The organism is Desulfolutivibrio sp., from assembly GCF_036584575.1.
Taxonomy (GTDB): Bacteria; Desulfobacterota; Desulfovibrionia; order Desulfovibrionales; family Desulfovibrionaceae; genus Desulfolutivibrio.
This window is the reverse complement of the sequence record NZ_JAZHDB010000205.1, coordinates 1-12162: the sequence shown is the minus strand read 5'-3', so window position 1 is coordinate 12162 and position 12162 is coordinate 1. Positions and strand designations below refer to the sequence as shown.

Here is a 12162-nt window from a genome sequence, read left to right as displayed (position 1 = left end):
GTTTTTTGGCGGGGGGTCCGGGGGGAACCTTTTTTTCAAAAAAGGTTCCCCCCGGGAAGTCTTACGCCCGGACCCGGGCGGCTTTGAGGCGTTTTTTCAGGTCACGTTTCCATTTCGGGCCGCCGTGCTGCGCCGCCAGGTATTCCAGGGTATGCAGCACGGGATTTTTGCGTCCGATCTCGTGTATGCAGCGGGCCAGGCCGATGCGGCAGGAGGGGCAGCCCACGATGACCGGCGTGGCGTCGTCGGCGAGTTCGGCCCGCAGGGTCGCGGTCTTGCCCGCGCGGATTTTGTTGTGGATCTGAGGCGAGGTCAGGGCGCCGAGTCCGGACTCGCCGCAGCAGCCCGGGGAGAGGCTCACCGGGGTTCCGGTGAGCGCGGCCAGCCCGGCCCGGTAGGCCTCGGGGGCCTTGGTGGGGGAGATGCCGGTCCATTCGGCGTGGCAGGCCGCATGGTACAGAAGGCCCGGGTCCGGGGAGTGCAGGGCGGGCAGGCGGGACATGAGGAACTGCGCCACGTCCTGGCGTTGCATGGGGCCGTCCGGCCCGGCCAGGTCGTAGCTTTCCAGGGCCTCGCGACAGGTGCCGCAGGCGGTCAGAAGCGTGGCCGGGGAAAATCCCTTGTCTTTGGCCATGGCCAGAAAGGCCGTGAGGGCCGAGAGATTGCGTTCCCGGTTGGCCGCAAAGGCCTCGGCCAGTCCGGACACGGCCAGGGGATAGCCGCAGCACAGGTGCGTGGGGGGGAGGATCACCCGGACGCCTGCCCGCAGAAGCAGATCCACGGCGGCCATGCCGATGGAGGCCTGGAAGAGCCCGGCCCCGCAGCCCGGGAAATAGAGCACGGTTTCCGCGTCGGCCGGGGTGTCCGGGGCCGCAAAAAGGCTGCCGCGCTCCAGGCGCAGCTTCTCGGACAGGTTTTTGATGCCCATGGCCGGGTTGGGGCCGCGCAGGACCGGATTGTACAGCCGGTTGCGCCACACGGCCGGGACCAGCCCCATGGCCTTGCTGTGGAAGGCCTGGCCGTAGGCCATGAGTTTGGCCGCGCGCGGCAGCCGGGCGGCCGGGTCTTCGGCCAGATAACGCAGCACCTTGGCCTTGATCGGATGGCCGCCTGCGTTTTTGTTTTCCAGGTAGGCCCGCATGTCCAGGGCCACCTGGGCGCTTTGGATCTTCACCGGGCAGGCCGAGGCGCATTTGCCGCAGGTGGTGCAGTGCTCCATGAGTCGGCGCAGGCGGTCGAGCAGTTCCGGGTCCGCCTCCCCGGAGCGCAGCTGTGAATAGTGGATGGCCTCTATGAGCGCGCCCAGGCTGATGTTTTTGTTGCGCGGATGGTGCAGAAGGCCCTGGCTCGGGGCATACATGGGGCAGACCTGCTTGCACTTGCCGCACCGGGTGCAGAACTGGATATTGGCCAGCATGGTGATGAGGCGTTCCTTCTCGGGCTGGGCCGTCTTTTTGATGTCGCGGATCAGCCGGTTGAACGAGAAGGTGTAGGGCTCCACATCCAGGGTCTTGGTGACCAGTTTTCCCGGATTGAAGAGGTTTTTCGGGTCCACGACGGATTTGTAGCGCTTAAGCGCCGCGATCTTGCGATCCTCCAGAAAGGCGATCTTGGTGATGCCGATGCCGTGTTCTCCGGATACGGCCCCGCCCAGCTTCATGACCTTGGTGAACACCTGGTCGGCGGCCTCCATGGCCCGGCGCATCATCTCCTGGTCGTTGGAGTTGACGGGGATGTTCACATGGCAGTTGCCGTCCCCGGCGTGCATGTGGTTGGCCACCTCGATGCGCGTGGCGATCATCTCGTTGTAGATTTCGCGCAGGGGGTCGCGCAGGCGGGGATAGCGCGAGGTCAGGTCGGAGAAGAAGTAGTAGGTCTGCACCTCCACTTCCGTGTCGCTTAAGTCCTTGGGCGAAAGCCCGCCGCGCAGGATGCGGTCGCAAAATTCCAGCTCCATGGCCAGGAATTCGTCCGAGGGCGAGATGCCGTGCAGCCTGCCCACGTTTTGCAGGGATTCCTTGTAGGCCCGGGCCAGGCACGTGAGGTTCAGCTCTTCGATGAAGTCGGAAAACTCCGGGATCACGTTTAACGGGATGACGATGTCTTCGTTGATCTTGAATCCGCTGGTGCGCTTGGAGATGGCGGAGAGCTTGTGCCGGTCCTCCCAGAAGATTTCGGCCTGCTTTTCGTTTTCGGCCACGAAGATGTCCACGTTCTCATACGGCGTGGCGATTTCCACGATATGGGCCACGGCTGCGTCCAGGGCCGTTTCGTCGGCGGAATCGAGCTGCAAAAGCAGCACGGAGATGGGGTCGCCCTCGTAGGTGGCGGATTTCTTGGCGTAGTTGATGGCCCGCACGTATTTGGGGCCGAATTCCTCCAGGGCCGATATCTTGACCGCGTCGCCTTCCTGGCGGATGCGGTCGCGCAGCCCCACCACGTCGCGAATGACCAGCATGGCGTGACGCATGGAGCGGCCGAAAAATTCCAGACACAGCACCCGGGAGTGGGGCAGCCGGTCGTGGAGGATGAACCGGGCCTCGGTGACCACCCCGTCCACGCCCTCCTTCTGCACCCCGGGGAGCCCTCCCAGATATTTGTTGGACACGTCCTTGCCCAGGCCCACGCCGCGAATCTCGTCGCCGCGAAGCGTGATGGTCTCCAGAAGGTTCCCGGCCGGATCGAAGACCTCGAAGACCGCCGTATCCTCGGGCATGATCTTGTGCCTGGGGTGGTCCTTGCGATGCACCTCGATCACCCGGGCGTCGGGCAGGACCATGGTGTAGGAATGGATGTTGTCCAGGGTGGTGCCGTATTCGAAGGCAAAGGGGCCGCCTGCGTTCTCGGCGATGTTGCCGCCAAGGGACGAGGCCGCCTTGGAGGCCGGGTCCACGGTCAAAAGCAGGTTTTTTTTCGCCGCCGCCGTAATCGCGGTCAGCGTAATGACCCCGGTCTGGGTGTGGAGCAGCTTTTCTTCGGTATCCACGGAGAAAATGGTCTTCATCCGGGACATGCTTAAAATCACCGAGCGGCGGCGGGCCGGGATGGCCCCGCCGGTAAGCCCCGAGCCGCCGCCCCGGGGCACCACGGCGAATCCCATTTCCCCGGCCAGCCGGATGATGCCCTGAATGTGGGCCGTGCAGGACGGGGCCAGGACCAGCATGGGCAGCTCCATGCGCAGGTCCGTGGCGTCCGTGGAGCATTCCACGAGGCTGCCGGGATGTTGGGCCATGCATTCGTCGGGCAGAAATTCCGCCAGGCGCAGGATGACCCGTTCCTTGAAGCGTGTGTCCTCGTCGTAGTCGCGCCAGAAACGGTCCACGGCCACCCGCAGGGTCTTGGGGTAGTCGCCCCAGGCCGTGGGCCGGGCCGCGTCCAGGCGGGCAAACACCCCCTGGCGAACCTCTTCGGGATTCACGTAGGGGTTGTAGCGCACCAGGAAGCATTCGGCGGCCAGGGAGACGGCCAGTTCCCGGGCGTCGTCGGGCCAGGCGGCGAGCTCTTCAAGGGTGAGGCCGAAAACGCGGGGGGCCAGGCGGTCAAGGGAAAGGGATATATGGGGATTTTTCTCAAGCATGGTTACGTCCGGACAGGGGTTGCGGCGGCTGGCGGCCCGGTTGACGGCCGCCCTGGCGTATGTGGGGGAGGGTGACAGATAATGCCGGATGGCGGCTTTGGCAAGTGGAGCCATAGCCGCCGTCCGGCATGGGGAGGGGATGGGCGGACGCCCCCCGGATGGCCCCTGAAATTCCCTGTCGGGCGGTGTGCCGGGGCCGTGGGGGAGCGTGGGTTGGGGTGATTTCCCGGCTGGTCGGCCTAGGCGTCCCGTTCGACGAAGTACAGCGAGCAGGGCGTGTCCCGGGCCAGAACCGCCGCGCCGTCGCGCACGATCTCCAGTCCCCGGGTCAGGGGGTTGGAGCAGACGATCAGGTCGTAGCCCTGACGGGCCTCCTTGACGATTTCCTCGGCCACCCGCCCGGCCGCGATTTTAAGGGTGGCCGGAACGTCTGAGGTGCGTTCCGGGAAGGATTCGGTCACGGCCGCCTCCAACTCCCCCTCCCGGTCGGCCACATAGTCCAGAAATCCCGCGCGGGCGTTGCTCCCCGAGAGCCAGTCGTGTCCCAGGTAGTCGTTCCAGCCCGCCTCCCGGACGAAGAGGCCGGTGAGGCTCGCGCCGCGTTCGCGGGCAAGCCTCGCCGCCTCGTCCAGGGTTCCCGCATTGCCGTCGAGAACCACGAGAATGTTCATTACGGGAGCGTCCCCTTGACGTGCTCCACCACCAGCACGGGCTTGCCTTTTTTGATGTCGTCGCCGGGCTTGGCCTCGATTTTGAGCACCTTGCCCTCGGCCGCCGATTTGATCTCCTTGACCACGGTCTTTTCTTCCAGTTGGCCCTGGACGAATCTCTTCTCCTTGACCTCCAGGGAATAGATGGGGTCGCCTTTTTTGATCTGGGCGTTTTCCGTGGCCAGGATGGCCGTGATCTTGCCGTCCGAGGGGGCGCTGACGGCCACCGTGGGGACGATGAAGGCCATGTAGACCAGGACGATGCCCACCGCGCAGGCCACCAGGACCATGGCCGCCATGTCCTCGTGGCGATCCGTGCGAAACACGGTCATTTTCCCGCTTTTTTTCACTTCGTTGGCCATGATTCGACTCCTTTTTAGAATGAGGCTTCCTTGCTGACGAAGAGCATGACGATCAAAAGGGCCACTGCATACTTGACCAGACCGGCCATCAGCCCGACCTTGAGGGGCTTGCCGCCGGCGGTCTTGATCTCCCGGATGTCGATGTAGGCCCCCTGGCCGATCAGCCCGATTCCGAAGATCCAGGACATGACGTCGCGCATGAGGTGCAGGGTATTGGAGCCCTCGGCGCCCAGGCCGCCGACGGAGGACAAAAAGGTCATGCCGAAAAAGCCCAGCACGAAGATGGGGAACTTTTGCTTGAGGATGCGCCCAAGGCTCATGTGTTCGGCCTCGGCCTCGGCCCGCCAGTACCACATGGTGATGAAAAACACGACGAAGGGGATGGAAATGACCCGCACCACGTTCCATATCTCGCCGTAGGCCACGGCCGTTCCCGGGGCGATGGTCGGGTTGAAGGCCAGGCAGGTGGCCAACACCTGGCCGGAGTTGAGGATACCCGTGCCCACCCAGGCTCCGAACTGGTAGTCGGACATCTGCAAGGCCTTGCCGATGAACGGGGAGAGGAACATGGTGGCGATGCCGAAGCCCAGGATGGTGGCGATGGCCAGGGCCACTTCCGACGGCTTGGCCTTGACCGCAGGGGAGGTGGCGATGGCCGCCGAGACGCCGCACACGCCGCAGGCCGCGCCCATGGTGCCGATCATGGACCGGTCCATGCCCATGAGCCGTCCCAGGAGCATGACCACGCCGATGGTCCCGAAGACGAAGGTCATGATCAAAAGAATGGCCACGCCGCCGACCTTGAACAGGCTTTGGATGGTGTACAGCGACCCCAGCATGATGACGCCGGATTTGATGAAAAGCCGGGTGGTGCGGAAGCCTTCCTCGGCCCAGCCCGGGATTTTGCCGCCGAAAAGCACGTTGCGGTAGAGCATGCCCACGATGATGGACAACAGGATGTAGTTGAGGTGGACCACCTTGACCAGCCAGCCCTTCTGGCCGAACAGCACGGCGCTGTTCATCCATGGTTCGACCCAGGTGCGCAGCACGAAGAGCGTGCCGATCATGACCGCCAGGCCAGGCGCAATCCCGATGATTTTAGCCAGTGTTCCTTTGTGTTCGTCCATTGCGTCCTCCTATTTCACGATCAGCACGTTGCATGCGGCATATTCCGCCACCCGCGACGAAACGCTGCCCAGAAACAGCCTCTTCGCCCCGTGTTTTCCGGTGGAGCCGATCACCAGCATGTCGGCCCCACGCTCCGTGGCGGCCGCCACGATCTCGTCGGCCGGGCGGCCGTGGCGGATGACGATATCCGCCGTAAATCCGGCCTCCTCCACGGACTTGGCCACCTTGGCCATCTGCCCTCTGGCTTCGTCGGCCAGGGACTTGGCCACCAGGTCGCAGTTTTCCGGCGACAGTTCCTCGGTAGACAGGCATAGGTCCGGAACCACCGTCACGATGGTCACCAGCGCGCCCAGGGACTTGGCCAGGGTTGCGGCCGTCGCCAGGGCCTTGGCCGATTGGGGCGACCCGTCATGAGCCACGAGCAGTTTCATCGCGTCCTCCTTGTACGAGCGATTGCGTTGCCCGCCCCAAAGCAATGTCCACGCCAATGCTGTAACAACATTCAATATACTGGTATAATAGGATTTTTGTCTTCAGGATGGGGCCGTTCCTGCCAACTGCGGTTGGCGCCCGGCAAACCCGGGGCCGCAATTGCCTTTTCCCGGGCGATGTCGCACAAACGGACCAGACGAAGAGACGCGTGGCCTCGGCTCATGCGGCCATGCCACCCCCGCGCGTCCAGGGAATCCGCCTATGTCTGCAATCCGCTTTTTCCCGTTCCGGACGAATCCGGGGGCCGTCCCTCCTGTCGTCTTGGGCATCGTCGCCAGCCCCTCGTCCGAGGCCGTCCGTCTCTCGTCCTGCCGCCCCCCGGCCGTGGGCGTCCGGTGACCGCCTTTCGCAACCGCTCCCTGCATGCCCGGTTCCTCATCGGGCTTTCGCTGCTGATGACCGTGCTCGGGGCCATTTTCATCGTGCTTTTGTATTTCCACCTGCGGCATCAATTCGAGGCCGAGACCGAGGAAAAGGCCTCCCTGATCCTGGCCCAGGTGGAGGCCGTGCAGGGGTACATCAGAAGGACCCTGCGCCCGGTCATGTACGAGCTCCTGCCGCCGGACGCCTTTATCATGGAGGCCATGTCCACCTCCTATGCCACGCGGATGATCATGAGCGACTTAAACCTCTCACCGGACCACCATATCTACCGCCGGGTGGCGGTCGGGGCGCGCAATCCCGACTTCGAGGCCAACGCCCTGGAACGGGGCATCCTGGCGCAGTTCCAGGCCAATCCAGGTCTGGCCCGCTATCGGGACATGCTGCGCGAGGCCGGTGAGGATGTCTTCGTGGTGGCCCGTCCCGTGGTCTTCGAGGCGTCCTGCCTGCACTGTCACGGCGATCCGGCCCAGGCCCCCAAGGAGCTCCTGGCCCGTTACGGCGATACGCGTGGATTCGGGCATGCCGCCGGGGATCTGGCGGGGCTGGACATGGTGAGCATGCCCGTGTCCGGGGACATGTGGAAGCTGCGCGGGGCCACCATCGGGTTTGCGGCCATGTTCGGCCTGGGCATGGTGGTGGTGTTCATCCTCATCCAGTTTTTTTTCGACCGGCTGGTGGTGCATAATCTGGGACGGGTCAGCGAGGTCATGCGCCGCCACTTTCCGGGCGAGGCCGACGCCTCCCTGGGCGACGGCCGGGGGGTGCGGGAAGGGGAGATCGACGAGTTGTTGTCGGGCATCGAGGCCTTCGCCAGGCATCTTGGCGAGGCCAGGGCCAAGCTTGAGGACTACGCCGCCAACCTGGAACGCAAGGTGGACGAGCGGACGCTGGAGTTGCGCGTCACGGCCGACGAACGCCGCGCGGACGTGCGCCTTTTCGTGGATCTGCTCAACAGCCTGAACCGCAGCCAGTCCCGGGCCGAACTGTTGCGGGCCTCCCTGGCCATGGTCGGCACGCGGTTTGGCGCGGCCCGGGTGTCCTACGTGTGCTCCCTCACCTCGGGGCAGTACACGTCCTGGCCAAACGACGACGTGCCTCCGGACCTGCCCCCGGACTGGACCCGGCTGGTGGCCGAGGGCGTGGCCTCCATTCTGCCCGACCGGGCCTATGTGCCGGTGCAGACCTCGGATCTCTCCCGGGGGCTTCTGTGCCTGTATTTCGGCGGCCAGGTCGCGTTGTCCGCCCAGACCCAGGGCGTCCTGCGGGCTCTGGGGCTTCAGATGGGCATCGCCATGGAGAACCTGGACGCCCTGGACACGCTTTTGCGTCAGAATCTTCTGCTGGGCTCCATCTTCGAGGGCATTTCCGACCCGCTTTTCCTGGTGGACGAGGACTGCCGGGTGGTCACGGCCAATGCCTCGGCCGAGGCCCTGGCCGTTGCGGTGCGCACCGGGAAGGACGAACCCGATGCGCTCCTGGCCGCCCTGGCCGGTCTGGCCCCGGGCGACGGGCGGCCCTGCCCGCTCAAGGAGTTGCACGCCGAAAAGCCGCCCGCGCCGCGCGAATTGATCATGGCCGGGGAACGCTCCTTTTCGGCGCACATCTATCCCCTTTTCGACGAAGAGCGCCGGATCGGCCGGGCCGTGATCTATCTGCGCGAGAACACGGCGGAGAAGCGGATGCTGGCGCGCATGCAGCAAAACGAGAAGGTGGTGGCCGTGGGCAAGCTGGCCGCCGGTCTGGCCCATGAGATCAACAACCCTCTCGGGGTCATCCTGTGCTATACGGAACTGCTTCGGCACAACCTGACCGGGCGCCAGGAATTGGCGGACCTTGCGGTCATCGAACGCCACGCCACAAAGGCCAAGGCCGTGTTGCGCGACCTCATGGATTTCGCCCGCCCCCGGCGCCCGGCCACGGGGCTGTGCGACCTGGGCCGGGCGCTTACGGAACTGGCAGGCATCTTCCAGGTCCAGGCCCAGGTTCGCCAAGCCGTCCTGGACCTGTCCGTCGCGCCGAATCTGCCGCCCATCCTGGCCGATGCCCAGGCCCTGGACCAGGTGGCCGCCAACCTGCTCATAAACGCCCTGGACGCCCTGCCCGCGACGGGCGGCCGCATCGAGATGCGGGCCAGCCAGGATGGCGAGACCGGGGAGGTGGTCCTGGAGGTGGCGGACAACGGGCCGGGCGTTCCCCCGGAACATAAAACCCGCATCTTCGATCCCTTTTTCACCACCAAGGAGGTGGGCCAGGGTTCGGGGTTGGGGTTGGCCGTGGTCTATGGGCTGGTTCGGGACATGGGGGGACGGGTGGAGGTGGAGAACCGGGGTGGGGCGGTGTTTTCCGTGCGTTTCCCGGCGGCCCGCGCCGAGGGCGGGGCCGACGGGGGCGGGGAGGACGGAACATGAGCGGACGCGAGGCCATTTTGGTGGTGGACGACCAGCCCGACTTCACGCGCGGCATGGCCCGGCTGCTGGCGGCCCCGTTTCCGGGTTTGGACATTTTGCAGGCCGTTTCCGGGGAGGCCGCCCTGGCCCTTGCGCGAAAGCATCCGGTGCGGGCGCTGGTGACCGATCTGCGCATGCCGGGCATGTCGGGGCTCGATCTTCTGAATAAGGCCCTGCTTCACGACCCCACCCTGAGCGTGGTGCTTCTGACCGGGCATGGCGACATCGAAACCGCTGTGGCGGCGCTGAAATCCGGGGCCTACGATTTCCTGACCAAACCCGTGGAGACGGAGCGGCTGGTGGCCGTCCTTTCCAAAGCCCTGGAGCGGTCGCGGCTTTTGACGGAAAACATCCGCCTGCGCTCCCTGGTCACCTCGGCGGCCGAGGCCCCGGGCCTGGCCGGGATGCTCGGCGAGAGCCCGGCCATGCGCCGGGTCAAGGAGACGCTTTCCGCCGTGGCCGCCTCGGACTATACCGTGCTCATCCGGGGGGAATCCGGCACGGGAAAGGAACTGGCGGCCCGGGCCGTGCATGACCTGTCGCGCCGGGCCAGGGGGCCGTATCTGTCGGTCAACTGCCCGGCCATCCCGGACCAGCTTCTGGAGAGCGAGCTTTTCGGCCACGTCAGGGGGGCGTTCACCGGGGCCGAGCGGGACCGCAAGGGCCTGTTCCTCACGGCCGGCGGCGGCACCCTGGTCCTGGACGAGATCGGCGACATCTCCCACGGCATCCAGACCAAGCTCTTGCGCGTGTTGCAGGAACGCGAGATCCGCCCCGTGGGGTCGAGCCGCTCCCAGGCCGTGGACACCAGGGTGGTGGCCTCCACCAACCGCAACCTGGAGGCCCACATCCGCGACGGCGCCTTTCGCGAGGATCTGTTTTACCGTTTAAACGTCCTCACCGTGCATCTGCCGCCCTTGCGCGAGCGCCGCGAGGACATCCCGCTGCTCACCCGGGCCTTTCTGTCCCGGTCCCTGGCGGAAATGGGCCTGCCCCAAAAAGAAATGTCCCCTGAGGCCCTGGCCCACCTGTGCGCCAGGGATTGGCCCGGAAACGTGCGGGAGCTGCTCAACTTCGTGCGCCGCCTGGCCGTCTTCGGACAGAACCCGGACATCGACCTGAGCCTGGTGCTCTTCGTGGAGAACCGTTCCCAGGCCGCCACGGCCCGCGACGAAGACCTCTCGCCCTATCTGGTGGCCAAGGCCCGGGTGGTGGATGGCTTCACCAAGGCCTATGTGGAGGAGTTGCTGCGCCGCACCGGGGGCAACGTTTCCGAGGCCGCGCGCATAAGCGGCCTGGAGCGGGTCTCCCTGCAAAAGATCCTGCGGCGGCTGTCCATCGAGGCGGCCGGATTTCGCTGACCTGCCGCAATCCCGGGCCCGGCCATTGCCCCGGGGCGCGACTTCCGGTAGGTATGCAAAGCCTCGCCTATCCCATGCCGCTGCCGTTTTTCCAGGAGATCCCATGGCCATCCGCCCCGTTGTCCCTGCCGTCCTTTTTGTCGCCCTGGCCCTGTTCAGCCTTGCCGCCGTCCCCGGGCAGGCCGCTCCGCCCGCCGCAAAAGGCGCAGGCGCCGTGGAGGCCCCGCCGACGCTGCGGGCCTCGGCCGTCCTGCCCGCCGCCATGCTCACGGCCCCCAACTGCCGGGTGGACGAGACCGTGCGCAATGACGGCTACTTGAACACCTACACCCTGCACACCCCCCAAGGCGATCTGAAGGTGCTCTCCACGGCCCTTCTGGGCATCCGGCTTCAGGAGTGCGCGGCCATCGTGGCCATGGACAAGGTTGCGCCTGCCGGACAGTTCGGCGACGCCGTGAAGGAAAAGGGGAAAAATACGGTCAAGGGCGCGGTGAGTCTGGTGACCAGTCCGCTCAAAACCGTTGGCGGAGCCCTGTCGGGCGTGGGCAAGATGTTTCAGCGCGCCGAGGAAAGCCTGGTGGAAAGCAAGGCCAGCAAATACGAGGACAACCCCGCCGCCGCCGCCCTGGGCTATTCCCGCTCCAAGCGCGAGATCGCCAAGCGTTTCGGCGTGGACCCCTATTCCACCAACCCCTTTCTCAAGGAGCGTCTGGACAGGCTGGCCGGGGCGGACTTCGCCGGGAGCCTGCTGGCCACCGGGGCCAGCGCGGCCGTGCCCGGGGCCGTGGGCGTGGGCGTGTCCGTGGCTGGAACCAGCAAATGGCTCACGGACATGGATGTGGCCATGCCGCCCGCCGACCTGCGGCGCATGAACCGCGACAAGCTGACGGCCATGGGCGTGCCCGCTGATCTGGCCGAGGCCTTCATCGACAACACCGAGCTTTCTCCAGTGCATCAGAGCATCCTGGTCTCCGCCCTGGCGTCCATGTCCCGCACGGCGAACCGCGAGGCGTTCATCGCCTTCTGCCTGTCCACGGATTCCGAGGATCTGGCCCTTTTCCGGGAACGCATGGCGCTTATGTTCTCCTCCTACGACACCCGCAAGGAGCACATCGTGCGCTTCGAGCGGGTGGGCCGCTTCGTGGCCGGACGCGCCCAGTCCGGGAACCTGATTTTCTGCTTCCCCCTGGACAGGCTGGTCTGGACGCAATCCACGGCCTCCCTGGCGCAAAAACTTCATGAGTCCCTGCCCGGGCGCAACGCCGCAAGGGCCGAATTCTGGATCAGCGGCGGCGTCACCCCCCTGGCCGCCAAGTCCCTGGCCGCCCTGGGCATCACCCCGCATCCGGACGCGGCGGCCTTCCTGCTCGGCATGGCGAGGTAGATTGAGGGGGAGAGCCTCCGGCAGCCAGGGAGAACCTTTTTTTCAAAAAAGGTTCTCCCTGGACCCTCTCCAAAAAACCTCGTCGCGCTTCGCGTTCGCGTGTGAAACAGTGGCTTTTTCGTCCCTGTGTTTGCGGCGCGTAGCGCCGCAAACACAGGGACGGGAGCACGTCACGCTTCGCGTCCGCGCTCGGGAGCACTCACGTTCTCCGGCCAACCTGACTTTCGTTGGCGTTTCCCGAACAGCGTAGCTGTTCGGGAAACGCCAACGATGTCAGGGGGTCCGGGGGAAATGATTTCCCCCGGGCGGGGTACGGG

The 12162-nt window shown here is 65.6% G+C and carries 8 protein-coding genes; 3 read left to right on the top strand and 5 right to left on the bottom strand.

The genetic code is table 11. The annotated features are described in order from the left end of the window. Positions 1-61: 61 nt before the first annotated feature. The 5 genes from V3572_RS14860 to V3572_RS14840 form a co-directional block, all read right to left on the bottom strand. A complete protein-coding gene (locus V3572_RS14860) occupies positions 62-3577 on the bottom strand; it encodes an FAD-binding and (Fe-S)-binding domain-containing protein (RefSeq protein WP_332111804.1) in 3516 nt (1171 codons plus the stop codon). Between the two features lie 239 nt (positions 3578-3816). Further along, a complete protein-coding gene (locus V3572_RS14855) occupies positions 3817-4248 on the bottom strand; it encodes a universal stress protein (RefSeq protein ID WP_332111803.1) in 432 nt (143 codons plus the stop codon). Beyond that, the gene (locus tag V3572_RS14850) at positions 4248-4649 is read right to left on the bottom strand and encodes a biotin/lipoyl-binding protein (protein ID WP_332111802.1); all 402 of its coding nucleotides are present in this window, start codon (positions 4647-4649) and stop codon (positions 4248-4250) included. The genes V3572_RS14855 and V3572_RS14850 overlap by 1 nt, the downstream gene beginning before the upstream one ends. Before the next feature lie 14 nt (positions 4650-4663). Then, complete coding sequence (locus tag V3572_RS14845) at positions 4664-5776, bottom strand: YeiH family protein (protein WP_332111801.1); 1113 nt, start codon at positions 5774-5776, stop codon at positions 4664-4666. 9 nt (positions 5777-5785) lie between these two features. Then, positions 5786-6208 (bottom strand): universal stress protein, encoded by a 423-nt coding sequence (locus V3572_RS14840; protein ID WP_332111800.1) that lies wholly within the window; start codon positions 6206-6208, stop codon positions 5786-5788. A gap of 396 nt (positions 6209-6604) precedes the next feature. Between V3572_RS14840 and V3572_RS14835 the strand changes: the two genes are divergently transcribed. The 3 genes from V3572_RS14835 to V3572_RS14825 all read left to right on the top strand — a co-directional run bounded on the left by V3572_RS14835 (position 6605) and on the right by V3572_RS14825 (position 11845). Next, positions 6605-9061 (top strand): c-type heme family protein, encoded by a 2457-nt coding sequence (locus tag V3572_RS14835; RefSeq protein ID WP_332111799.1) that lies wholly within the window; start codon positions 6605-6607, stop codon positions 9059-9061. After that, positions 9058-10461, top strand: coding sequence for a sigma-54-dependent transcriptional regulator (locus V3572_RS14830; RefSeq protein ID WP_332111798.1), 1404 nt, complete (start codon positions 9058-9060; stop codon positions 10459-10461). Before V3572_RS14835 ends, V3572_RS14830 begins: the two co-directional genes overlap by 4 nt. Positions 10462-10564: 103 nt before the next feature. Further along, positions 10565-11845 (top strand): hypothetical protein, encoded by a 1281-nt coding sequence (locus V3572_RS14825; RefSeq protein ID WP_332111797.1) that lies wholly within the window; start codon positions 10565-10567, stop codon positions 11843-11845. Positions 11846-12162: the final 317 nt, after the last annotated feature.

Bases quoted from the DNA above. Each gene is read 5' to 3' on its own strand.
- V3572_RS14855 (WP_332111803.1), bottom strand. From the start codon at position 4,248: ATGAACATTCTCGTGGTTCTCGACGGCAATGCGGGAACCCTGGACGAG.
- V3572_RS14845 (WP_332111801.1), bottom strand. From the start codon at position 5,776: ATGGACGAACACAAAGGAACACTGGCTAAAATCATCGGGATTGCGCCT.
- V3572_RS14825 (WP_332111797.1), top strand. From the start codon at position 10,565: ATGGCCATCCGCCCCGTTGTCCCTGCCGTCCTTTTTGTCGCCCTGGCC.
- V3572_RS14840 (WP_332111800.1), bottom strand. From the start codon at position 6,208: ATGAAACTGCTCGTGGCTCATGACGGGTCGCCCCAATCGGCCAAGGCC.
- V3572_RS14830 (WP_332111798.1), top strand. From the start codon at position 9,058: ATGAGCGGACGCGAGGCCATTTTGGTGGTGGACGACCAGCCCGACTTC.
- V3572_RS14860 (WP_332111804.1), bottom strand. From the start codon at position 3,577: ATGCTTGAGAAAAATCCCCATATATCCCTTTCCCTTGACCGCCTGGCC.
- V3572_RS14850 (WP_332111802.1), bottom strand. From the start codon at position 4,649: ATGGCCAACGAAGTGAAAAAAAGCGGGAAAATGACCGTGTTTCGCACG.